Below are 22,723 nucleotides of genomic sequence, written 5' to 3' on the forward strand. Positions count from 1 at the left end.
CCGTTTCTGTGGGTCACGCGGTGGGTCACGCGAAGCGTCATCAGACCCGAAAAAACAGAAAGACCCCAGGTCAACTGGGGTCTTTGCTGGTGTCCGAGGGGGGACTTGAACCCCCACGCCCGATAAAGGGCACTAGCACCTCAAGCTAGCGCGTCTGCCATTCCGCCACCCGGACCAGGTGATCGTCTCTGCGAGGCGTTCCCCGCAGCGACATGGACAACTCTATCAAGGATTCGGAGTGCCTTTCACCAGGGATTTCATCCGGAGCATAGGGTCCATACATGGGCAATCCGGGACACCCTCCCCGCTTCCCCGCGCCCGGTGGCGCCTCCCGGCGCTCGCCGCGGCCGTTGTCGCCGTTGCGGGAGCATCTGCGGGACACCTTCTGGTTCGCCCCGACCGTAGGGCTGGCGGGGGCCGTCCTGCTCGGCGTGGGTGTGCTGGAGCTGGACAGTCTGCTCATCGACGTCCTGCGGGAGCAGCAGGCGTACGACGACATCGCGTCGCTGATCGCGGTCGCCGACGACCTGAAGACGATCATCACGACGGTGGGCTCGGCGATGCTCACCTTCATCGGTGTGGTCTTCTCGATCTCGCTGGTCGCCCTCCAGATGGCCAGTGGCCAGATGACGCCCCGCGTGGTGCGGCTGTACGTACGCAGCCGGATCACCAAGTGCACGTTCACGGTGTTCCTGGCGACGTTCCTGTTCTCGCTGCTGGTGCAGGCCTCGTACGAGTCCGGGGACGATCCCCGGACGATCACCACGGTGCCGGTGATCTCCGCCTCGGTGTGCGGGCTGCTGGTGCTGCTGAGCCTGGCGCTGTTCGTCGCCTATGTGAACTCCACGCTGCGGCTGATGCGGGTGAGCCATGTCATCGACCGGATCACCCGGGAGTCGTTCCGGGTGATCGACCGGCACGCGGTGGCGGAGGCCGGGCCGCCGTCGGAGCTGCCGGCGGCCGGGGGTGAGGTGGTGCACCGGGGGCGGGCGGGGGTGCTGCGGGACGTGCACATCGCCCGGCTGGTGCGGGTGGCGCGGCGGCACGGGGTGGTGCTGCGGCTGATCCCGCGCATCGGGGACTTCGTGGTGCCCGGGACGCCGCTGCTGACCGTGCACGGGGGCACGCCGCCGCCCGCGCGGGCGCTGCGGTACACGGTGTCGGTCGGGGTGGAGCGCACGTTCCACCAGGACCTGGGGTTCGGGCTGCGGCAGCTGTCGGACATCGCCCAGCGGGCCCTGTCCCCCGCCGTCAACGACCCGACGACCGCCGTCGCCTGCCTGGACCGGATCACCCAGTTCCTGGCGGCCGTCGCGGGGCGGCCGCTGGGGACGCTCCACCACCGCGACCGCCGGGGCCGGGTGCGGCTGGTCCAGGACCTGCCGGGGTGGACGGATCTCGTCGACCTCGGCTTCGCGGAGATCCGCGGCTGCGCCACCAACAGTCCGCAGGTCACCCGACGCCTCATGGCCGCCCTCGACGACCTGCGGCTGCTGGCCCCCGAGGACCGGCGGACGCCGCTGGAGCGGCACCGTACGCTCCTGGTCCACGCCGTGGAGCGCTCGGTGCGGGAATCGGCGGACCGGGCGTTCGCGCTGCGGCCCGACCGGCAGGGGGTCGGCAGGTCGGCGCCCGGCGACGCGTGAGAACGTTGCCGGGACCGCCGAACATCGCCGACTGTGGGGGCTGATCGATTTGGGACGGGTGACCGCACGCCGCCGCGTGGTCCGGGTCCGCGACGGGGCCGTGAACACCCGCCCGGACACCCTGGTGGTGGAGGAGCCGCTGGAGATCCGGCTGAACGGCAAACCGCTGGCCATCACCATGCGCACCCCGGGCGACGACTTCGACCTCGCCGCCGGCTTCCTCGTCAGCGAGGGCGTCCTGGGCCGTGCGGACGAGCTGGCGAACATCGTCTACTGCGCCGGGGCGACCGCCGACGGCGGCAACACCTACAACGTCGTGGACGTCCGGCTCGCCCCCGGCGTCCCCGTTCCCGACATCGCCCTCGAACGCAACGTCTACACCACCTCCTCCTGCGGCCTGTGCGGCAAGGCCAGCCTGGACGCGGTGCGCACCACCGCCCGCTGGCCGGTCGCCGACGGCCCGGTGCCGCTGCGGCTCGCGCCGGAGCTGCTCTTCGCGCTCCCCGACCGGCTGCGCGAGGCCCAGCGCGTCTTCGACCGCACCGGCGGGCTGCACGCGGCGGCCCTCTTCTCGCCCGACGGTGAGCTCCTGGACGTCCGCGAGGACGTGGGCCGGCACAACGCCGTCGACAAGCTCGTGGGCGCCGCGCTGCGTCAGGGGCTGCTGCCGCTGGCCGGGAGCGTACTGATGGTCTCCGGGCGCGCTTCGTTCGAGCTTGCGCAGAAGGCCGTCATGGCCGGGATCCCGGTTCTGGCGGCGGTCTCGGCGCCGTCGTCGCTCGCCGTGGACCTGGCGGCGGAGACGGGGATGACGCTGATCGGGTTCCTGCGGGGCTCGTCGATGAACATCTACGCCGGGGAGCAGCGCGTGGCGGTGTGAGCAGCGCGTGGCGCTGCGAGGACCCGGGACCGACGCCTCGTCACGCGCGGGGCGGGCGGGCCCGCCAGCGGCCGCTGAGCCTGCCCAGCACCCCGAAGCGGTCCCACTCGTGGAACATCTCCGCCCACGGGCCGCCGACCTGCCGCAGACAGCGGCGGATCTCCTCGACGTCCTCGGTGGACATCCGGCGCACCTCGGGCCGCAGCACGGAGTTGAGCAGCTCGGCGCGGATCTCGTCCCAGACCGGGCTGACGTCGGGGGCGGTGTGCCAGGCGACGAAGCAGACGGCGGCGTAGGTGGGGGTGCGGCGCAGCAGGTCGCGCACCTCGTCGCCCTGCGCCTCGCGGGCGTAGGCGTACAGCAGGTACTCGTCCTCGGCGAGGACGAGGTCGGGCAGCTCGCCGGGGGCCGGGGGCGGGTCCATGCACAGCAGGTGGCGGGCGAGGGCGTCGCCGAGCCGTTCCTCGATGCCGGCCTCGAGCGGCTCGGCCTGCCGGCGCAGGCTCACCACGCGCGAGGCGCAACCGGGCAGGGCGGCGCCGGTGGCGAGGTCCCCGGCCTGTTCGAGGAGGAGCAGGGCGGCGTGCTCGCGCGGCGGGAGCTCGGTGCCGTCGCCGAGGACGCTCTTGAGGAGGGTCTTGGCCAGGCGCGGTGCCACGGGGTCGTCGGGGGTGCCGGTGAGCGCCGCCCGGACGAAGGGCCCGTCCAGGCCGGCGGCGTGGACGGCGCCGGGCGCGATGCCCTCCAGGAGGACGACGGCCTCCAGGGTGCCGAGCGGTTCGTCGCCCCAGACCAGGCGGTAGGCCGTGCGCAGGACGGACGGGGTCTCCTGGTGCTCGGGCCCGGCGGTCTTCACCAGGGCGTGCAGCAGGGCCGGCCGGTCCTCGTAGTCGGCGTACGCGTCGGCGTGGTCGTCGCCGTACTGATCGGCGTACTGGTCGGCGTGTTCGTCGGCGTACTGGCCGGGCGTGCCCTCGCCGTCGGGTCCGCCGTCGGAGCCGCGGTGGGATCTGCCGTCGGATCCGCCGCCACCGCCCGCGGCGCGCTCGGACCGGCGCAGGGCGGACATCGGCATGGCGGCGGCCATCCGGAGGTGGGGGCGCCCGGTGAGGTCGGCGCGGGGGAGCTCGGCGGCGAGGAGGCGGGTGATGGGGCGGGGGTCGTCGGTGGCGGCGGTGTGGTCGAGGGAGTCGAGGACGGCGGTGCGCAGCCGGGGGTGGGTGTCGAGGGCGGCCCGTACGACCTTGCGGTCCGGGGAGGCCTCGTCGAGCAGGGCGGCGGTCAGCCGGGCGGTGAGCACGGGCAGGACGGCCTCGTGCTCGACCCGCAGGGCCTCGGCGAGGCGCAGGAGCGTCAGGAAGCGGACGAGGGGGGTGTCGGGCGAGTCGGCCGCTCGTGCCAGCTCCGCCCGCAGGTCGCGTCTGAGGGGGGCGGAGGCCGACCGGCAGGAGGGCGCGGCGAACTCCTCGGTGAGGGAGGCGAGGACCGTCCACTCCTCGGGTGAGCGGTCGGTGCCCCCGGCGGCGAGGGTGGCGAGCAGCCGGGCCCGCAGGGCGGTGTCGAGGCTGTCGCCGGGCGCGTGGCCACGGGCCCAGCGGGCGGCGGCCGTACGGCCGTTCGAGTCGAGGGGGATGCCCTCGCGGGCCGCGAGGGCGGCGAGCCGGTCGGCCTCGTCGCCGGGGCCGCGCCCGCCCCCGAGGCCCAGGGGGACGCCCGTACGGCGCGTGGCCTCGGCGAACAGCGCGGGCTGGCCCGCCAGCCAGATCCGGGCCGCGACGGACGCCCACAGGTCACGCTCCGCGCGGGCGGGGCTGGAGGGGCCGCCGGTGCAGTCGTGGACGCGGTAGCGGTGCTGGGCGGAGGCGGAGACGTGGTCGAAGTCGGCGTCGGGGAAGGCGCAGACGATCTGCTGCCGGGCGAGCATGGGGTGCCGGGTGTAGGTGGTGAAGGTGAGCCGGTCGGCGAGGTCGCGCGGCAGGACGGCACTGGCGACGGCGACCCAGTACGCCGTGGCGGCGCTGTCCCGCTCGATGACGAGGAGCTGCTGGGCGTCGGGGGTGCGGAAGAGGGTCCGGACGTCGGCGAGGAAGGGCTCCAGGCGGTCGGCGCGGGAGCGGACGAAGTCGAGCAGTCCTTGTTTGTCGATGCGCCGGGCGGGGACGAACCCGGCCAGCGGCTCGGGGGAGCCGCCCTCGGGGGTGCGGTCGGACCAGGAGGGGGACTCCCAGGCCTCGATGGGCAGCAGGCCGCCGGGCAGCCGGGCGCCCTCGGGCAGGCGCACGGCGTGGGCGTGGAAATTGCCGTGCCGGCCCGCGCGCCCGGGGCCGGTGCGCACGGTGCGGCACAGCAGGCGGCTGCCGTCGGAGAGACGGTTGTGGCTGAACGCCACGGGGAAGTCGGCGAGTTCCTCGGTGGAGGGACAGTCGGGGGCGTCGTGGGGCGGTTCGTAGCCGATGAGCTGCTCCGCCTCCCCCAGCAGGGTGATGGGCAGTTCGGGGCTGGCGGCGGTGAAGCGGAAACCGGAGCCGTCGGGGGCCGTGGTGGCGGTGGAGGTGTAGTGCAGCTGCTGGAGATTCACCTGACACCTCGTCTCGCCTCGGCCCACTTGTATATGTTCTCCAGCCCTGTGTAACGGGTGGTCGGCCCGGACGGGCCGCCGCCACGCCTCTGACTTCCCATCGTCGCCCCACTTGCGGGTGACATCCCACCAGATCCGGGGCGTCGGCGCCCGGGCTTTGGCGGGAAGTTCAGCCGCCGTCCCGGTCTCCACCCGGCGGGTTGTCCGCCGGGTTGTCCGCCGGGTCGTCCGCCACGACGCGGGAGAGGAGGGCCAGGAAGAGCTCGCGCTCGGCGGGGGTGAGCGCGGCGAGGAGGGCCTCGTTCGCCTCGTCGCCGAGTTTGGTGAGGCGGGCGAGGCGACGGCGGCCGGCGGGGGTGAGCGCGATGGCGTTCTTCCGGCGGTCGGCGGGGTCGGGGGTCCGGGTGATCAGCTCCTGGGCCTGGAGGTCGTTGAGGATGCCGACCATGTCCTTGGGGTCGAAGCCGGTGGTGCGGCCGAGCTCGGCCTGGGCGACGGGGCCGAGGTCGGCGACGGCGGAGAGCACGGCGTGGTGGGGCATGCGCATGCCGTCCTGGGCGAGCGCCTCGGTCACGAGGCGGCGGCCGCGCGCGGAGGCGCGGTTGAGCAGCCAGCTGGGGAGGGCCTGGATGCGGGGGAGGGCGGGCTCGCCGGCTGCGGTGTCCGCTGCGCCTGCCGTGGCTGCCACGCCTGCCTTGCCTGCTTTGTCTGCCATGGGACGAGCCTAACCGAAACCATTGGACTTCCCAATGAAGTCGTGTAGCGTAGGGCCTACCAACGTTGGGGATCCCAATGAATCCCTGGCCTGACTGTGCGGAGGTGCGTCGTGCGACGTGTTCGGTATGCCGAGACCGGTGGCCCCGAGGTCCTGCGGGTCGAGGAGGCGGCCGTGCCCGTCCCGGGGCCCGGCGAGGTGCTGGTGCGCACCGAGGCGATCGGCCTCACGCTGCCCGTCGTCCGCAAGGTCCGCGAGGGCGGGCTGCCGCTGCCGACGGGCCCGGGCGGCGAGGTGGCCGGGGAGATCGAGGCCGTCGGCGCGGGGGTGACCGGCTTCGCCGTCGGCGACCGGGTGACGGGGCTGTGCTTCACCGACGCCTTCGCCGATTTCGCCCTCGTCCATACGGCGATGCTCTCGCCCGTCCCCGAGGGCGCGAGCGCGGCCGACGCCGTCGCGCTGGTGCGGTGCGGGCTGGTCGCCCTGGGGGCGTACGAGGCGGCGCGGCCGGCGGCGGGCGAGTCGGTGCTGGTGACGGCGGCGGCCGGGGGCTCCGGGCACCTGGCGGTGCAGCTCGCCAAGGCGCGCGGGGCCGGCCGGGTGGTCGCGGCGGTGAGCTCGGCGGACAAGGCGGAGTTCGCGCGGTCGCTGGGCGCGGACGAGGTGGTGACGTACGGGGACGAGTCCTGGGGCGCCCCGGTGGACATCGTGCTGGACGCGGTCGGGGGCGAGCTCCTCTCCCCCGCGATCGCCGCCCTCGCGCCGGGCGGCCGGATCGTGGCCTACAGCTCGGGCGGCGGGACGATCGAGGCGTACGACCTGCTGGTGGGCGCGAAATCGGCCATCGGCTTCCAGATGGCCCTCATAGCCCGTGAACGGCCCGAGCTGATGGAGCGATGGCGGCGGGAGCTGTGGGAGCTGTTCGCGGCGGGGCGGATCCGGCCCCGGGTGGACTCCGTGCTGCCCCTGGAGGACGTGGCGAAGGCTTTCGGGATCATCGAGTCGCGCGCCAATCGCGGCAAGGTGATTCTGCGACCCGTGTGAGCGTATATGCCGCCTGGTCCTTGTGAGAGGAAGGCCCGCCCCGTACGTTGACCCACCGGACACGTGGGGCCTCGACGGCCTTGACGCGAAAGGGACGGGCCATGGCGGCGCATCCTTCCTCCCCCGGCGAACCCTCCGGCAGACCCCCTGGTAGACCCCCCAGCGGCCCTTCAGCTCGCGCCCGCAGCCGTATCCCCGCCGCGCTCGCCCTCTGCGGGGCACTGCTCGCGCTCGTCCTCCACCCCGCGCCGGCCGGGGCGACGGAGGATCCGGTCGGCCCGGGGCGGGCCGGGTTCGACGAGCGGGTCCTCTTCCGGCCCGACCAGGACCCCGGCTACGCCTGCTACCGCATCCCGGCCATCGTCACCACCACCCATGGCACCCTCCTCGCCTTCGCCGAAGGGAGAAAGGACAACTGCGGTGACGCCACCGACATCGATCTCGTGCTCAAGCGGTCCACCGACGGGGGCCGCAGCTGGGGGCCGCTCCAGGTCGTCGACCCGGGCCTGGGCGACACCCATGGCAACCCCGCGCCGGTCGTGGACCGCCGGACCGGCCGGATCGTCCTGGCCACCACCTACAACGAGGGCCGCGAGGACGCCGGGAACTGCGATGTGCCCTGCGACCGCACCCCCCACCTCCAGTACAGCGACGACGACGGCGCCAGCTGGTCGTGGCCGCGCGACCTCACCGAGGAGATCCGGCCCCCCGGCTGGAACTCCTGGTACGCCACCGGCCCGGGGCACGGCATCCAGCTCGGCCATGGCCCCCACGACGGGCGGCTGGTCATCGGCCTCAACGCGGAGAGCCATGACGGCACCCGCACCTCCGCCAACCACGGGGCGCTCGCCCTCAGCGACGACGGCGGTGCCCACTGGCGGCTGGGGGCGGTCGACACCTACCCCGTCGCGGCCGACCGGACGTACCGTCAGAAGCCCTCCGAACTGACGCTCGCCGAGCGGAGCGACGGCGCGGTCTACGCGGGCGGGCGCGAGCAGGACGGCACGGAGCTGGGCAACCGGGACGACGCCGTGAGCGGGGACGGCGGGGAGAGCTTCGACGCGCCGTTCCGGCCCCTGCCCGACCTCTACTCCCCCATGGTGCAGGGGGCGGTGATCCCGCTTCGGCCCGGGCGCTGGCTGTTCTCGGCGCCGGCCGACCCCGACCGCCGCCGCACGATGACCATCCGTTCCTCCTACGACGAAGGGCGCACCTGGGAGGGCGCCGAGCGGGGGCGGCGGGTCACCGCCGACTGGTCCGGCTACTCCGACATGGCGGTCATCGGGCAGGACACGACCGGTCTGCTCTACGAGGCGGGCAAGGCCGACGCGCACCAGGAGATCCGCTTCGCGCGGTTCACCGAGGAGTGGCTCGGCCCCCGGCGCGGCCCGGACCCGACGACACCGGACCGGGCGCCCGGCGGCACCGGCGCGTACGTCCTCGGGGGCGCCCGTCCGGTGGGGGGCCGGTTCGGGGGCGGGCTGGGCTTCGACGGGACGGACTCCGCCGTGCGCCTGCCCTACCGGCCCACGCTGCCCCTGGGCACCCGGGACTTCACGGCGGCCCTGTGGTTCCGCTACCGGGCGGCGGCGGTCAAGGGCGAGCAGCCCCTGCTGTGGATGGGCGGGGTCGGTGGGGCACCCCAGGTGGCGCTGCGCGGGGAGCCGGGCACCGGCCGGGTCGTCGGCCAGGTGGCGGCGCTGGCGCCCGGCCCGGGGCCGTCCCGTACGGCGACGGTGCGGTCGGCGGGCGCGTACGGCGACGGGCGCTGGCACCACGTGGCCCTGCGGCGGGCGGGCGGGGTGGTGACCCTCACCGTGGACGGCGCGTCGGTGTCGGTGCCGGACGTCCCGGGATCGGTGAGCCGCAACTCGACGTTCGGGGTGCACCTGGGCCAGAAACCGGACGCCCGCGTGTTCCTGACGGGGGATCTGGACGAGGTACGGGTCTACGGGCGGGCGCTGACCGACGGAGAGCTGGCGGCCGTACGCGGGCGCAACGCACCGGTCGCCCGCCGGGACGCGGTGCTGTGGCTGCCACTGGACCGAATCGACGGCGCCCCGTAAGGGGCGCGGGGCAGTGTCGATTGCGGCTCCGCCGCGTGGGCGCGACCAGCCCCCACCGGCCCGCGGATGACCGGCCCGCCCTCCGTGCGGAGCGTTCAGGCTCCGCCCCGGGCAGAGGCCGATTCGGTCGCCGGGTCCACCGGCCCCGGCGACCGGGTGACCGCCGGGTCCGCCAGGGCGGCCGAGCCCGCCGAGCCCGCCGGCTCCGCCGGAAGGGCAACCGGCCCGCGGCCGAAGCGCTTCGCCAGTACCGCACCCACCATCAGCTGAAGCTGGTGGAAGAGCATCAGCGGCAGGACGGCCAGGCTCGCCTGGGCGCCGAAGAGGACGGTGGCCATCGGCAGCCCGCTCGCGAGGCTCTTCTTCGAGCCGGCGAAGGTGATCGCGATCCGGTCCTCGCGGCCGAAGCCGAGCCCCCGCGAGCCGAAAGTGGTGAGGGTCAGCATCACGGCCAGCAGGAGGGCCTCGACGCCCACCAGCACCACCAGCCGCCACGGCGACACCTGCTGCCAGACGCCGCGCACCATGCCCGCGCTGAAGGCCACATAGACCACGAGGAGGATGGAACCCCGGTCGACCAGCCCCAGCACCTGGCGGTGCCGGGTCAGGAAGCCGCCGATCCAGCGGCGCAGCAGTTGCCCGGCCAGGAAGGGCACCAGCAGCCGCAGCACCACCGACAGCAGCGAGTCCAGCGAGCCCCCGGCGCCGCTGCCGCCCAGCAGCAGGGCCGCCAGCAGCGGTGTGAGGACGATGCCGGCGAGGCTGGAGAAGGTGCCCGCGCAGATCGCCGCCGGCACATTGCCGCGCGCCAGCGAGGTGAAGGCGATCGAGGACTGGACGGTGGAGGGCGTCAGGCACAGGAAGAGCAGCCCGGTGTAGAGCTCCGGGGGCAGGACGTGGGGGACGAGTCCCCGGGCGGCGAGGCCCAGCAGCGGGAAGGCCAGGAACGTACAGGCGAGGACCGTCAGGTGCAGCCGCCAGTGGCGCAGCCCGTCCATCGCCTCACGGGTGGAGAGCTTGGCGCCGTAGAGGAAGAACAGCAGCGCCACCGCGCCCGTGGAGGCCCCGCCGGCGACGCTCGCGGCCGGGCCGCGCACCGGCAGGAGCACCGCGAGCAGCACCGTGCCCAGCAGCGCGGCTATATAGGGGTCGACGGGGAGGCGGGAGAGAAGACGGCGCATGTGTCCCATCCTTTTCCCGCCCCACGGCCATCGGGAACCCCGTACACCACTCTGACTGTTATCACGAATACCGATAACCTCCGATAGCCTTATCTGTCATGTTCGATCCCGCGCAGTTGCGTACGTTCCTGACCGTCGCCCAGACGCTGAGCTTCACCCAGGCCGCGCGGCGGCTGGGAGTGCGGCAGTCGACGGTCAGCCAGCAGGTGCGCCGGCTGGAGGACGCCGCCGGGCGGCAGTTGTTCTCCCGGGACACCCACAGCGTGCGGCTCACCGAGGACGGCGAGGCGATGCTCGGTTTCGCCCGGACGATCCTGGAGGCCCATGAGCGCGCCGCGCACTGGTTCGCGGGGGCGCGGCCCCGGGGGCGGCTGCGCTTCGGGGCGTCGGAGGACTTCGTGCTGACCCGGCTCCCCGAGCTCCTGGAGGGGTTCCGGCGCCACCACCCCGAGGTGGACCTGGAGCTGACCGTGGACCTGTCCGGGCATCTGATGAAGCGGCTCGCGGCCGGGCGCCTCGATCTCGTCCTGGCCAAACGGCACCCGGCCGACGAGCCCATGGCGGCGGGCCCCGGGGCCGACGGGCCCGGCACCGGCCCGGGCCCCGACGAGCCCCACGGCCGGGTGGTCTGGCGCGACCGGCTCGTCTGGATCGGCGCCGAGGGCAGCCGCCCCGACCCGCGCCGCCCCCTGCCGCTGGTGCTCCTCCCGCCCCCGGCGGTGACCCGCGCCCGGGCCCTGGAGGTGCTGGAGCGGCACGCCCGTGCCTGGCGGGTGACCTGCACCAGTGGCAGTCTCAACGGTCTGGTGGCCGCCACCCGGGCCGGGCTCGGGGTGATGGCCCACGCCCAGGGGATGATCCCGCCGGGGCTCGTCCGCCTCCCGGCCGGCGCCGGGCTGCCGGAACTCGGCGGGATCGACATCGTCCTGCTGCACGGCGCGGGCGCGCGGCGCGACGGGCCGGTGCGCGACAGCGCGGAGGCCCTCGCGGACGCGATCCTGGCAGCGGGCGACCGGCTCCACTCCGGGTGACCGGCCGCGCTCCGCGACCGGCCGCGCTCCGGGTGACCGGAACCGGCCCGGAATGGTTCGTGCCGGTACGGGACCGGGTACGGTCACGGCGCTGTGCCACGCCCGCGAGGGCTGTGCCACGTCCGCGAGGAGCGAGAGGTTGCGCGAGTTCACCGTGCCGTCCCTGGTGACGGCGCCCCCTGTCGGAGGGCTGGCGGACGTCGTCTTCGACCATGCCGCCGAGGACCCCGGCCGGGTGGCGCTGAGCCGTGCCGAGGGCGGTGTGTGGCGGGACGTGACCGCGGCCGCCTTCCGGGACGAGGTGCTGGCGCTGGCCAAGGGCCTGCTCGCCCAGGGCGTCCGGTTCGGCGACCGGGTGGCCGTCATGTCCCGTACCCGCTACGAGTGGACGCTGTTCGACTTCGCGCTGTGGAGCGTGGGCGCCCAGCCCGTGCCGGTGTACCCCACCTCCTCCCCCGACCAGGTCCTCGGGATGCTGTACGACGCGGAGGTCACCGCCTGCGTCGTCGAGCACGAGGACCACGCGATGACCATCGGCTCCGTCATCGACCGCCTCCCTGCGCTCACCCGCCTCTGGCAGCTCGACGCGGGCGCGGTCGACGAGCTTTGCGAGGCCGGCGCCCGTATCCGCGACGAGGTCGTCCACCGCCACCGGATGGCGCTCACCCCCCGCTCCCCCGCGACGGTCGTCTACACCTCGGGCTCCACGGGCCGCCCCCGGGGCTGTGTGCTCACCCACGGCAATTTCATGGCCGAGAGCGACAACGTCCTCCGCCGCTACGAACGGGTCTTCCGCTCCCGCCCCGGCGAGCAGGCGTCCACCCTCCTCTTCCTCCCCCTCGCCCATGTCTTCGGCCGCATGGCGGAGGTCGCCGCGGTCCGGGGCCGGGTCAGGCTGGGCCACCAGCCCCGGCTGACCGCCGCCGCCCTCCTGCCCGACCTCCGGGCCTTCCGCCCGACGTTCGTGCTCGCCGTCCCCTATGTCTTCGAGAGCCTCTTCGCCGCCGCCCGGCGCGCCGCCGAGCGGGAGGGCCGGGGCGGGCCGTTCGAGAAGGCCGTCGACGTCGCGGTGCGCTACGCGCGGGCGCTGGAGGCCCGGGCCTTCGGCACCGGGCCGGGCCCCGGCACCGCGCTCCGCGTCCAGCACCGGGTCTTCGACAGGCTCGTCTACGCCGGGCTGCGCGAGGAGCTCGGCGGCCGGGTGCGGTACGCGATGTCGGGCGGCTCGGCCCTGGAGCGGCGCCTGGGGTTGTTCTTCGCCGGGGCCGGGGTGACGGTGCTGGAGGGCTACGGGCTGACGGAGACCACCGGCGCCGCCGTCGCCAACCCGCCCGAGCGGACCCGCTTCGGGACGGTGGGCCGGCCCGTGCCCGGCACGAGCGTGCGGATAGCGGACGACGGCGAGGTGCTGCTCCGCGGCGAGCAGGTGTTCGCGGGCTATCTGGGGGACGAGCGCACCACCGTCTCCGTGCTCCGGGACGGCTGGCTGGCCACCGGCGACCTGGGGGCACTGGACGAGGACGGCTATCTGACGATCACCGGGCGGAAGAAGGAGATCCTGGTGACCTCGGGGGGCAAGAGCGTCTCGCCCCTCGCCCTGGAGGAGCGGGTGCGCGCCCACCCGCTGGTCGCCCAGTGCGTCGTGGTCGGCAACGACCGCCCGTACGTCGGCGCGCTCGTCACCCTGGACCGGGAGGGGGTGGCGCACTGGCTGGCCATGCGGGAGCTGCCCCGGCCCGCCACCCTGACCGACCTGGTGCACGATCCCGACCTGGAGGCCGAGATCCGGCGGGCCGTGGTGGCCGCCAACACCCTCGTCTCGCAGGCCGAGTCCATCCGCGCCTTCCGGATCCTGCCCGGCCTCTTCACCGAGGAGCAGGGGCTGCTGACGCCCACGCGCAAGCTGAGGCGCAAGGCCATAGACAAGGCCTACGCCTACGAGGTCGAGGCGCTCTACTCCTCCTGACCCCCATCAGGGCCCCTGACGCCCATCCGGGTGACTTGACGGCAGAAGCGGGAATGCGGCCCACGGCGTTCCGGTTGACCCTGGAGCAAGTGCATTCGCGAACGTAAGGATCGACTGCTGTGAGCAAGGTCCCCACCATCACCCTGAACAACGGCGTCGAGATGCCCCAGCTGGGCTTCGGCGTGTGGCAGGTCGCCGACGACGAGGCGACCGCCGCCGTCTCGACCGCCCTCGAAGCGGGGTACCGCAGCATCGACACCGCCGCCATCTACGAGAACGAGACGGGCACCGGCAAGGCGCTCGCCGCCTCCGGCATCGCCCGTGACGAGCTGTTCGTCACCACCAAGCTGTGGAACAGCGCGAACGAGACGTGGACGCGCGACAGCGTGCTGCGGGAGTTCGACGCCTCCCTGGCCAAGCTGGGCCTCGACTACATCGACCTTTACCTCATCCACTGGCCCCGGGCCATGCGCGAGGACTACGTGACGATCTGGCGCGCCTTCGCGGAGATCGCCGAGAGCGGTCGCGCCAAGGCGGTCGGCGTGTCCAACTTCCACGCGCCCCAGCTGGAGCGCGTGATCGCCGAGACCTCCCTGGTCCCGGCCGTCAACCAGGTCGAGCTGCACCCCGACTTCGCGCAGACCGAGCTGCGTGCCGTGCACGCGCGCCTCGGCATCGTCACCGAGGCGTGGTCCCCGCTGGGCCAGGGCCGCGGCCTGCTGGAGGAGCCGGTCCTCGCCCGCATCGGCGCCAAGCACGGCAAGTCGGCCGCCCAGGTCGTCCTGCGCTGGCACCTCCAGCTGGGCAACGTCGCCATCCCGAAGTCGGTGACGCCGTCGCGCATCCGGGAGAACTTCGACGTCTTCGGCTTCGAGCTGGACGCCGACGACCTCGCGGCGATCGCCGGCCTCGACGCCGGCAACCGGCTCGGCCCCAACCCGGACGAGTTCGACTGGAGCTGATCCACGGACCGGTCCCGCGGGGCGCCCGCCCCGCGGGACCGGTCGTCAGCGCGCTCCGTGCCCCGGGGCGACCGCCTCGATCCTGCGGGCCAGCTCCACGTCCAGCCCGGTGACCTTTCCGCCGACGCTGTGGGTGTTCACGGCGAGGGTCACCGTGTTGTAGCCGAGGGTCAGATCGGAGTGGTGGTTCAACTCCTCCTGGATCTGGGCGATGTGGACGACCATCGCCGCCGCCTGGAAGTGCCCGTCGAAGGAGTAGCGGCGGGTGATCCGGTCACCGTCCGTGGACCAGCCGGGGAGCTCCTGGAGGCGATCCTCCACGTCCTTCTGCGAGAGCGGTTCGACTGCCATCGCACATCCCTTCGTCCTCGTCGTCCCACCAGCGTCCCATGAGGCGGCAGCGCTTTCACGCCAATGTGCGGCGGATGGCACGGACGCGTCGGCGACGCCCTTCCGGGACCCGAGGGACTCTCTTATGCTCCTGCGCCGGACATGACACGTTACCGGGGTGGCAGGGGGCTGTGGCATGGCGGAACGCACACGCAGAGGGTTCATCGGCGGCGCGGCGGCCGTCACGGCGACGGCGGCGCTCACCGGGACGGCCCACGCCGCGCCCCGGCCGGCCGCCGGCACCGTCCGCAAGGGGAGCGCGGGCCGGCGCGTAGCCGTCCTCGGGGGTGGTGTCGCCGGGCTCACGGCCGCCCATGAACTGGCCGAGCGGGGCTTCGAGGTGACGGTCTACGAGCGCAAGTCCGCGCTCGGCGGCAAGGCCCGCAGCATGGACGTGCCCGGCAGCGCGAAGGGCGGACGCAAGCCGCTGCCCGGCGAGCACGGTTTCCGTTTCATCCCGGGCTTCTACCGCAATCTCCCCGACACCCTTCGCCGTATCCCGTTCAAGGGCAACGAGAACGGCTGCCACGACAACCTCGTGGCCTCCAGCGAGGTCATGCTGGCGCGCACGGGCGGCCGTGAGGACATCCGCATCCCCTTCGCCACCGTCGGCACGCCTCCCCCGGTCCTCACCCCGGACGCGCTGCTGCGCGCGCTGACGGCCTACTGCGAGACGCTCTCCCGGCTGCGGGCCCATGAGATCGCGTACTTCGCGAACCGGCTGCTGGTCTGGTTCACCAGCAGCGAGCGCCGCCGGCTGGAGTCCTGGGAGCGCGTCCCGTGGCTGGAGTTCACCGGGGCCGCGCGGATGTCGGCCGACTACCGGCAGCTGCTGGCCATCGGCATCACCCGCAACATCGTCGCGACCAAGGCCGAGGTCGCCAGCACCCGGACCGTCGCGACCTGCGTCGAGGCCTTCCTCTACAACGCGCTGGGCCGGGGGGCCGACGGCGAGCCCGACCGGGTCCTCGACGCGCCCACCAATGAGGCGTGGATCGACCCGTGGACCGCCCATCTGCGCTCGCTGGGCGTGGTGTTCCACACCGGCTGGTCCGTGCGGGACCTGCGGCTGGCGGGCGGGCGGATCACCGAGGCCGTGGTCGAGGACGCGAGCGGCGCCCGGCAGTCGGTGACCGCCGACCACTTCGTCTCCGCGATGCCGGTCGAGCACGCCAGGCTGACCTGGAACGAGAGCGTCCGGGCGGCCGACCCCCGGCTGGCGCGCTGCGACAGGCTCAAGACGGACTGGATGACGGGCATCCAGTTCTATCTCACCGAACCCACCCCGATCATCCACGGCCACATCAACCACATCGACACCCCCTGGTCGATCACGTCCGTCAGCCAGGCCCAGTACTGGCGCGGCCGGGACTTCCGGGCCGACTACGGGGACGGCACGGTCGCGGACTGCCTCTCCGTGGACGTCTCCGAATGGGAGCGGCCCGGCATCCTCTACGGCAAGCCCGCCAAACGCTGCACCCGCGAGGAGGTCGCCCGCGAGGTCTGGGCCCAGATGAAGGCCGGGCTCAACGACACCGGGCGCACGGTGCTGCGCGACGCGACGCTCCACTCGTGGTTCCTGGACCCGGCCGTGGAGCTGGACGGCACCCGCGCGAACAACGACGAACAGCTCTTCATCCACCCCACCGGCACCTGGTACGACCGCCCCGAGGCCCGCACCGCCATCCCCAATCTCTTCCTCGCCGGGGACTACGTGGCCGTCGACATCGACCTGGCCACCATGGAGGGCGCCAACGCCTCCGCGCGCACCGCCGTCAACGCCCTCCTGGAGGAGACCGGCTCCCGCGCCGAGCGCTGCTCGGTCACGCCCCTCTACCGGGCGCCGGAGCTTGAGCCGCTCCGGCGGCAGGACGAGTTCCGGCACCGGCTGGGCCTGCGCAACGTCTTCGATCTGGGCTGACGGTTCTTCCACTCTTTCACATGACGTAACGGTCTCCCGGACCCGAGTGCGCGGGTCCGGGAGACCGTTCGTGCTCACCTTGCCCCAGGAGGGGCCGGGTCCGCGACGACCTCGGAGGTCATGGGCGCGTCGGGCGGACCCGAGACGGTGCTCAGGTGCTCACGGCCGCAGCGGGCCCTCGCAGGTGAAGTCGGCGGTGCCCGCCTTGCCGTCGGACCAGATGTCGACGGACCCGAAGGAGCAGTTCATGTCGGCGAGGTTGTTGGCGGCCGGGGCCGCGCGGCCGAGGATGAAGTAGTCCACGGTGGCGGACATGTCGCCGAAGACCCGGTCGGGGCTTCCGCTGTCGGAGAGGTTGGCGGTGATCCGGCCCGTACAGGTGAAGCGCGGCTTGCCGCTGGTGTCGCCGTTGCCGGCGCAGTTGGACGGGGTGATCCCGGTGGCGCTCGCGAAGGCCGCGCCGACCCGGTCGGCGGCGGCGTGGGTCAGCGAGCCCACGGGGGTGTAGTGGGTGTCGGGGACGTAGAGGTGGTCGACGTCGCGGATCTGCTCATCCATGAAGGCGTCGTACTCGCGCTGGATCGTGGCGTCCTTGCCCATGCGGGTGCGCCAGGCGTCGAAGCCCTTGGGGTCGTCGGCGCGCTCGTATCCGTACATCTCCCGCAGCAGTACCGGGTGTTCGCGCCACAGGAACTCGAAGAACGTGCCCGCGTAGTTGTAGAAGCGGAAGCCGTCGCCGTCGTAGGTGGCGTGGAGGAACCGGTCGACGCTCATCCGGGGCTTGCCACCGGCGGTGTCGGCGATGATGCCCTTGACGAGGGACTTGCGGACCTTGATGCCCTCGTCGCGGGTGGCGCCGTCGAAGAACTCGGCCGTGCCCTCGTCCATGGCGGTGGTCAGGTCGCCCTGGTACCAGGGGCCTTCGCCGAACATGCCGGGGACGGCCCAGCGGCCGTTGAGGTAGTGGGTGTACTCGTGGCGGAAGAGCTCCTCGAGGGTGAGGCTGGAGTCCTGGGGGACGCGGCGCTGGTAGGTGTAGAAGGTGGCGCCCTGCTCGATGTAGACGCCGCCGTTGTTGGTGCCCATGCCGGTCAGGAGGGGGTGGAGCACCTCGTAGTCGGCGCGTGAGGCGTAGAGGTGGATGTGGAGGGTGGTGTTGGGGTCGCCGGTCAGCGGGACGTCGGTGCCGAGCACCCGGAAGAACTGGGCCTTGACCTGCTTGCTCGCGTAGTAGAGCTGGTCGACGATGGCCTGGTCGAGGGCGGTGCGGACCTCGATGCCGCCCTTGTCGTAGGTATAGGTGCGCGGGAAGACCCGGGCCTCTATCTGGGGCTTGCAGACGTTGTAGGGCGCGCACGCCTCATAGGTGTTGAGCCAGGAGGCGAGGGAGGCCCAGGGGGCGCTGAGGTCGCCGAAGCCGGTCTCGGCGGTCTTCAGCAGCGCGCCGAGGTCGGCGGTGATCGCGGGGCGCAGGCCGTCGATCTGACCGAAGCGCCCGTACTCGCTCAGGGCGTCGCGGACCGTCCAGGCGTTGGCCGTGCCCTTGAGGTGGGTGTGGCCGGAGAAGGCGCGGAAGGCGGCGCGGTAGCCGGGGTCGGCGGCCACCGCCCGGTGGAAGTCGGTGTCCTTGTTGCCGGGGTAGACGCCGAGGTAGTTGACGGTGAGGGCGGCGAGGGCGGCGCCGCCCCAGGCGGGGTCGCCGGCGGTGGTCCGGCCGGGGCCCATGGTGGCCAGCACCTTGGGGACGAGGCCGAGTTGGTGCTGCCGCAGGCCGGGCGCGCTGCCGGCGGTGAGGGCCTCGCGGAGGGTCTCGGCGTTCTGCCGGGTGGGGTCGAAGGTGTGGGCGGCGGTGCCGTACGCGTCCGTGGCGCGGCGCATGGCGTCGACGGTCGCGGGGTCGGTGAGGTCGATCTCGTCGTGGGAGAAGTCGTGGTAGACGGCGGCGTGGAGGTAGGTGAAGAGCTCCAGGAGGTGGCTCGCGTCGTCCCCGGTGTGCCGGGGGGCGAGCTCGGCGGCGCGCCGGGCGACGGCCTGGACGTGGGCGCGGGAGAGGACGGGGACGAGGCGGGCGTCCCAGGTCCAGATCAGGCCGCGCAGACAGCCGTCCGCGGTGACGGCGGGGTCGGTGAGGAAGTCGGCGAGCTGGTCGGGGCCGAGCCGGGTGAGGCCGTCGAGGGTGCAGGGGACGGAGCCGCGCAGGGCCGGGCCGGCGGTGGGCCTGCCGGGTCTGTCGGCTCTGCCTTGCGCGAGGTCGCCGGGTATCCGGCCGGGTTCGCCGCGCTCGCCGCCGGGGACGGGGGTGCGGGTCGTCTGCCGGGGTGGTGCGGCGAGGCGGTCGACGTCGTCGTGGGGGTCGTGGACCGGGGCCGTACCGGTGGCGGTCCCGGCGGTGGACGTGGGGGTGGATGTGGGGGGCGGGGCGGCCGGACGGGCGGGCCCGGCCTGGGCGGCCTGAGCGGCCTGAGCCGTCGGCAGGGCGAGAGCGGCCGCCAGGGCGGCGGCCAGCAGCCCCTTGCGCACTGTGCGTAGCGCGTACACCGGTTCTCCTCAGGGGGGTTGATGAGGCGTCAGCTACGAGGTGATGCGCGGCGTACCATAGTAATGTGACATTTCACTGACAACCCATAAGACCGCGGATGGACGAACTCTTGACCGACCGTTGATTCTTGACCAGTCGTTCTCGATACGCCTAGGATCGACGACGTGGCCAGGACCAAGGAATTCGATCCGGACGCCGCCCTCCAGTCGGCCCTCGAACTGTTCTGGGAGCGCGGCTACGAGGCGACGTCGATGGCGGACCTCGTGGAGCGTCTCGGCATCGCCCGGGCGAGCCTGTACGCGACGTTCGGCGGCAAGCACGACCTCTACCTCAAGGCCCTGGAGCGCTACGGCGAGCAGCAGGACCCGCGCTTGATGGCCGAGCTCTCCCAGCCGGGCCCGGCCCTGCCGGCCGTCCGCGCCCTGGTACGCCGCTTCGCGGCCGAGTCGGCCGGCGAGCTGCCCCGGCGCGGCTGCTTCGTGACGAACACGGCCGTCGAACTGGGCCCGCGCGACCCGGTCGCAGCCCGCCGGGTCGAGCAGAGCTGGCACCACGTCGAGGCGGCACTGACCTCGGCGCTGATGCGGGCCTCGGCGCAGGGCGAACTCCCCCCGGAACGCGACCCGGTGGCGATCGCCCGGATGCTCCTGGTGCTCCTCCAGGGGCTGCGCGTGATCGGCCGGCTCGACACCGGACCGGGCCTCGCGCGGGACGCCGCCGAGCAGGCGCTGACCCTGCTGGACTGACACCCCCGAGGGGGCGCTTCCGCGCCCCTGCATGCCTTCATGCCCAAATTCAAGACCGATCGTTCTTTTATCTTTGTTTTCGTTATCCCGAGGAGTCATCGACATGACCACGCGTTTCTCCGGCAGGACCGTCCTCGTCACCGGTGGCGGGACCGGCATCGGCCGGGCCGTCGCCCTCGCCTTCGCCCGGGAGGGAGCCCGGGTCGTGGTCGCGGGCCGGCGCGCCGAGCCGCTCCGGGAGACCGTCGCCGCCATCGGGGCGGCGGGCGGCGAGGCCACGGCCGTCACCGCCGACGTGACCCGCCCGGCCGACGTCGAGGCCCTGGTCGAGCAAACGGTGCGGCGGTACGGCGGCCTCGACGTGGCCGTGAACAACGTCGGCGTGCTCGCCCCGCCCGCGAAGGTCGCCGACATCCCGGAGGACGACTGGCACACCGTCCTGACCACCAATGTCACGGGCGTCTGGCTGTCGATGAAGCACGAGATCGCGCACATGCGGGCCAACGGCGGCGGCGCCATCGTCAACATCTCGTCCAACCTCGGCGCCCACAAGCGCGTTCCGGGATTCGGCGCGTACGCCGCGAGCAAGGCCGCCGTCTCCGCGCTGACCCGCAGCGCCGCCCTCGACCACATCGGCGAGGGAGTGCGGATCAACGCTGTGAGCCCCGGCGCCATCGAGACGTCGATGTCCACGCGCCCGGGCGAGTCGGCTCACGAGAAGGCCGAGCGGATGGCCCGCGACGTCCCCGCCGGCCGCGCGGGCAGCCCGGAGGAGGTCGCCGCCGCGGTGCTCCACCTGGCCTCCGACGAGGCGGGCTACACGGTCGGCACGGAGCTCGTCCTGGACGGCGGCGTCACGGCCTGAGCAGCCGGGTCGCCAGGTCGCCGGGCATGCGAAAGGGGCGGGCCCCCGGGCCCGCCCCTTCCTCGTGCGTCCTGTGTACCGATTACGCCACCAGCTCCGGCTCGGCGGACTTCTCCGCCGCCACGGGCTCGCCGGCGCCGTCAGCCGCGCCGTCGCCCTCGCCCGCCGCCGGGCGGCGGGCCGCCATCCAGGCGTAGACGAGGATGCCGGCGAAGAGGAACAGCCCGCCCTGGTAGACCGCCGCGTAACCGGCGCCGGCCACCAGCCAGAAGGAGAAGCCGAACCCGCCGAGCGCGAAGACCATGTCACGCGTGAACCGGCCCGCGTGGACCTTGTCGCGCTCGCCCCTCAGCAGGAAGTACACCTGCGCGGCGGTGGCCAGGAGGTAGGGGACGGTCGCCGAGAAGGTGGTGATGAGGACCAGGATCTCGAAGACCCCGCCCGAGCCGGAGACGTAGTTGATGATTGTCAGCAGCGAGGCGAGCACCGCCGCGGCGATCACGCCCGCCGTCGGCACCCCGCGCCGCTTCTTCCCGAACATCGCCGGGAACAGGCCGTCCTTGGCGGCCGCGTAGGGCATCTGGGCGCTCATGAGCGTCCAGCCGTTGAGCGCGCCCACGATGGAGACGACGGCGGCGAAGGCGATCAGCGTGCCGCCCCACTCACCGCCGAACATCGCGTCGACCGCGTCGGAGAAGGGCGCCGTGGACTTGGCGAGCTTGTCGTGCGCGACCGTGCCGAAGACCGCCACCGTGCCGAGCAGATAGACCACGGCGGCGCCGATGGTGCCGAACACGCTGGCGCGGCCCACGTTGTGCTCCGGGTCACGGACCTCGCCGGCGCTCATCGCGGCGGACTCCACGCCGATGTAGCTGTAGAGCAGGATCGCCGCCGAGGCGGACAGACCGCTGGCCCAGCTGCCACCGCCCTCGCTGAAGGAGCCGAGGTTCTTCGGGTCGAAGAAGAAGAGGCCGGCGACGGCGACGAAGAACAGCGGGACGAACTTCAGCACCGTGGAGACCACCTGCACCACGCCGACCCAGCGGGTGCCGGCGAGGTTCGCCAGCGCCGGGAGCCACAGCATCAGCAGGGCGATCGCCAGGTCCGTGCCCTTCGAGGACGAACCCCCGGTGAGCACATGGAAGTAGCCGACGCCGGCGACGGCGAGGGCGGCGTTGCTGACCCAGGTCATCGTCCAGTACGACCAGGCGGACAGGAACCCGGCGAAGTCGCCGAACGCCGCGCGCGCATAGACATACGGGCCGCCGGTGTGCGGATGGCGCTCGGCGAGCCGCCCGAAGACGAGGGCGAGGGCGATCGCTCCGATCGTCAGCACACCGAAGGCCAGCAGGCTGACGGTGCCGAACGGGGCGACCGAGGCGGGCAGCAGAAAGATGCCCCCACCAATGATGTTGCCCATGACCAGGCAGATGGCCGTGGGGAGGCCGAAGCGGCGTGCGGGAGTGCCGTCGGTTTCTTGCATGGAAGGGTGCGCCTCTCGTACTGCGGGCAGGTCGCTGATTCTGTGGCGACTTCGCATGACTGTGCAAGAGCACAGGTATGTGCGACAGCACATATTGACCGCACTGTGAGACGGCGCAAAATTGAAATTTTTTGTCCCGCGAGGAGCGCCCGGCGACCGCAAAAGGTGCTGTGATCACCGCCGCGCACCGTGATTCGTCCACCGGGGCGCGATCAAGCGGAACAGGCGGTTCGCGCCCGGTTCACGCTCGCGACCGGCCCGTGGGGTCAGTCGTCCGGCTCCCCGACGGGCCCCTCGGTGGCCTCCCCGGGATGGCCGAGGGTCGGGTCCAGCGCGGAGTCGTACGTCCCGGACCCCCGGCAGTGGGCGCACTGCCCCGCGCGGTGGACGGTGTCGGCCGGGCCCGCGAAGGGGTCGGCGCCCGGGCAGTACGCCAGCGCCCGCGTCCCGTACCCGGAACCGTGACACCACTGACAGGTCCGCCCCGGCGACTCCGGCCCGGGCGGGGATGTGCGCTCACTCACGCTCACTCACCGAAACCCGTCCCCGAGCCGCTCACCGGGCGTCGCCCGCCGATCACCGTTGGTGCGTCCAGCCTAGACCTCGGGAACCGCCGCGCCGGGCCCACGCCGGATGTCACCCGAACGGGTAGTGCCCGCCATGGGACGGGACACCTCTGGGCAGGACGCCTAAATGGGCCTCTTCCCAGC

17 protein-coding genes and 1 tRNA gene are annotated in these 22,723 nt (G+C 73.1%); 10 read left to right on the forward strand and 8 right to left on the reverse strand.

What is annotated here, in order from left to right; all coding sequences use genetic code 11:
* Positions 1-87: 87 nt before the first annotated feature.
* Positions 88-175, reverse strand: a tRNA-Leu gene (locus ACFYZR_RS18115).
* Positions 176-281: 106 nt separating this feature from the next.
* Between ACFYZR_RS18115 and ACFYZR_RS18120 the strand changes: the two genes are divergently transcribed.
* Positions 282-1,646: a DUF2254 domain-containing protein gene (locus ACFYZR_RS18120; protein ID WP_391911275.1), complete on the forward strand. Its 1,365-nt coding sequence runs from the start codon at positions 282-284 to the stop codon at positions 1,644-1,646.
* Positions 1,647-1,695: 49 nt separating this feature from the next.
* On the forward strand, positions 1,696-2,526 hold the full coding sequence (gene fdhD, locus ACFYZR_RS18125; RefSeq protein WP_391911277.1) for a formate dehydrogenase accessory sulfurtransferase FdhD: 831 nt from the start codon (positions 1,696-1,698) through the stop codon (positions 2,524-2,526).
* 40 nt (positions 2,527-2,566) lie between these two features.
* On the opposite strand, the gene ACFYZR_RS18130 is transcribed toward fdhD, so the two are convergent.
* Together ACFYZR_RS18130 and ACFYZR_RS18135 are read right to left on the reverse strand one after the other, a co-directional pair.
* Entirely contained in the window at positions 2,567-5,104 is a 2,538-nt protein-coding gene (locus ACFYZR_RS18130) for a GTPase-associated protein 1-related protein (protein ID WP_391911279.1), read from the reverse strand.
* A gap of 169 nt (positions 5,105-5,273) precedes the next feature.
* Positions 5,274-5,819, reverse strand: coding sequence for a MarR family winged helix-turn-helix transcriptional regulator (locus ACFYZR_RS18135; RefSeq protein ID WP_391911281.1), 546 nt, complete (start codon positions 5,817-5,819; stop codon positions 5,274-5,276).
* 111 nt (positions 5,820-5,930) lie between these two features.
* On the opposite strand from ACFYZR_RS18135, the gene ACFYZR_RS18140 reads away from it, so the two are divergent.
* Positions 5,931-6,863, forward strand: coding sequence for a zinc-binding alcohol dehydrogenase family protein (locus tag ACFYZR_RS18140; RefSeq protein ID WP_391911283.1), 933 nt, complete (start codon positions 5,931-5,933; stop codon positions 6,861-6,863).
* 101 nt (positions 6,864-6,964) lie between these two features.
* The gene (locus ACFYZR_RS18145) at positions 6,965-8,929 is read left to right on the forward strand and encodes an exo-alpha-sialidase (protein WP_391911285.1); all 1,965 of its coding nucleotides are present in this window, start codon (positions 6,965-6,967) and stop codon (positions 8,927-8,929) included.
* A gap of 95 nt (positions 8,930-9,024) precedes the next feature.
* Here the strand turns inward: ACFYZR_RS18145 and ACFYZR_RS18150 are convergent, their stop codons facing one another.
* Entirely contained in the window at positions 9,025-10,119 is a 1,095-nt protein-coding gene (locus ACFYZR_RS18150) for a bile acid:sodium symporter family protein (protein ID WP_391911287.1), read from the reverse strand.
* Positions 10,120-10,208: 89 nt separating this feature from the next.
* Between ACFYZR_RS18150 and ACFYZR_RS18155 the strand changes: the two genes are divergently transcribed.
* The 3 genes from ACFYZR_RS18155 to ACFYZR_RS18165 all read left to right on the forward strand — a co-directional run bounded on the left by ACFYZR_RS18155 (position 10,209) and on the right by ACFYZR_RS18165 (position 14,069).
* A complete protein-coding gene (locus ACFYZR_RS18155; RefSeq protein WP_391911289.1) occupies positions 10,209-11,141 on the forward strand; it encodes a LysR family transcriptional regulator in 933 nt (310 codons plus the stop codon).
* A gap of 139 nt (positions 11,142-11,280) precedes the next feature.
* Entirely contained in the window at positions 11,281-13,107 is a 1,827-nt protein-coding gene (locus ACFYZR_RS18160; protein ID WP_391911291.1) for an AMP-dependent synthetase/ligase, read from the forward strand.
* Between the two features lie 119 nt (positions 13,108-13,226).
* On the forward strand, positions 13,227-14,069 hold the full coding sequence (locus ACFYZR_RS18165) for an aldo/keto reductase (protein ID WP_391911293.1): 843 nt from the start codon (positions 13,227-13,229) through the stop codon (positions 14,067-14,069).
* 45 nt (positions 14,070-14,114) lie between these two features.
* Here the strand turns inward: ACFYZR_RS18165 and ACFYZR_RS18170 are convergent, their stop codons facing one another.
* Positions 14,115-14,420, reverse strand: coding sequence for a 4a-hydroxytetrahydrobiopterin dehydratase (locus ACFYZR_RS18170; RefSeq protein WP_391911295.1), 306 nt, complete (start codon positions 14,418-14,420; stop codon positions 14,115-14,117).
* 175 nt (positions 14,421-14,595) lie between these two features.
* On the opposite strand from ACFYZR_RS18170, the gene ACFYZR_RS18175 reads away from it, so the two are divergent.
* Positions 14,596-16,380 (forward strand): FAD-dependent oxidoreductase, encoded by a 1,785-nt coding sequence (locus tag ACFYZR_RS18175; protein ID WP_391911297.1) that lies wholly within the window; start codon positions 14,596-14,598, stop codon positions 16,378-16,380.
* A gap of 159 nt (positions 16,381-16,539) precedes the next feature.
* Here the strand turns inward: ACFYZR_RS18175 and ACFYZR_RS18180 are convergent, their stop codons facing one another.
* Complete coding sequence (locus tag ACFYZR_RS18180) at positions 16,540-18,918, reverse strand: collagenase (RefSeq protein WP_391911299.1); 2,379 nt, start codon at positions 18,916-18,918, stop codon at positions 16,540-16,542.
* 165 nt (positions 18,919-19,083) lie between these two features.
* Here ACFYZR_RS18180 and ACFYZR_RS18185 point away from each other — a divergent pair, with 165 nt between their 5' ends.
* Together ACFYZR_RS18185 and ACFYZR_RS18190 are read left to right on the forward strand one after the other, a co-directional pair.
* Entirely contained in the window at positions 19,084-19,665 is a 582-nt protein-coding gene (locus tag ACFYZR_RS18185; protein ID WP_391911301.1) for a TetR/AcrR family transcriptional regulator, read from the forward strand.
* Between the two features lie 103 nt (positions 19,666-19,768).
* Positions 19,769-20,530 carry an SDR family NAD(P)-dependent oxidoreductase gene (locus tag ACFYZR_RS18190; protein ID WP_391911303.1) on the forward strand — a complete coding sequence of 254 codons (762 nt, stop codon included), beginning with the start codon at positions 19,769-19,771 and terminating at the stop codon, positions 20,528-20,530.
* Between the two features lie 82 nt (positions 20,531-20,612).
* Here the strand turns inward: ACFYZR_RS18190 and ACFYZR_RS18195 are convergent, their stop codons facing one another.
* Together ACFYZR_RS18195 and ACFYZR_RS18200 are read right to left on the reverse strand one after the other, a co-directional pair.
* Positions 20,613-22,013 carry an amino acid permease gene (locus ACFYZR_RS18195; protein ID WP_391911305.1) on the reverse strand — a complete coding sequence of 467 codons (1,401 nt, stop codon included), beginning with the start codon at positions 22,011-22,013 and terminating at the stop codon, positions 20,613-20,615.
* Positions 22,014-22,279: 266 nt separating this feature from the next.
* Positions 22,280-22,537 carry a hypothetical protein gene (locus ACFYZR_RS18200; protein ID WP_391911307.1) on the reverse strand — a complete coding sequence of 86 codons (258 nt, stop codon included), beginning with the start codon at positions 22,535-22,537 and terminating at the stop codon, positions 22,280-22,282.
* Between the last annotated feature and the right edge of the window lie 186 nt (positions 22,538-22,723).

Origin of the sequence: Streptomyces sp. NPDC001678 (assembly GCF_042892945.1) — a bacterium.
In the GTDB taxonomy this organism is placed as follows: domain Bacteria; phylum Actinomycetota; class Actinomycetes; order Streptomycetales; family Streptomycetaceae; genus Streptomyces.

Excerpts from the sequence above, each read along its gene's own strand:
- ACFYZR_RS18120 (WP_391911275.1), top strand. The coding sequence starts at position 282 with ATGGGCAATCCGGGACACCCTCCCCGCTTCCCCGCGCCCGGTGGCGCC.
- ACFYZR_RS18135 (WP_391911281.1), bottom strand. The coding sequence starts at position 5,819 with ATGGCAGACAAAGCAGGCAAGGCAGGCGTGGCAGCCACGGCAGGCGCA.
- ACFYZR_RS18145 (WP_391911285.1), top strand. The coding sequence starts at position 6,965 with ATGGCGGCGCATCCTTCCTCCCCCGGCGAACCCTCCGGCAGACCCCCT.
- ACFYZR_RS18150 (WP_391911287.1), bottom strand. The coding sequence starts at position 10,119 with ATGGGACACATGCGCCGTCTTCTCTCCCGCCTCCCCGTCGACCCCTAT.
- ACFYZR_RS18155 (WP_391911289.1), top strand. The coding sequence starts at position 10,209 with ATGTTCGATCCCGCGCAGTTGCGTACGTTCCTGACCGTCGCCCAGACG.
- ACFYZR_RS18170 (WP_391911295.1), bottom strand. The coding sequence starts at position 14,420 with ATGGCAGTCGAACCGCTCTCGCAGAAGGACGTGGAGGATCGCCTCCAG.
- ACFYZR_RS18175 (WP_391911297.1), top strand. The coding sequence starts at position 14,596 with ATGGCGGAACGCACACGCAGAGGGTTCATCGGCGGCGCGGCGGCCGTC.
- ACFYZR_RS18190 (WP_391911303.1), top strand. The coding sequence starts at position 19,769 with ATGACCACGCGTTTCTCCGGCAGGACCGTCCTCGTCACCGGTGGCGGG.
- ACFYZR_RS18195 (WP_391911305.1), bottom strand. The coding sequence starts at position 22,013 with ATGCAAGAAACCGACGGCACTCCCGCACGCCGCTTCGGCCTCCCCACG.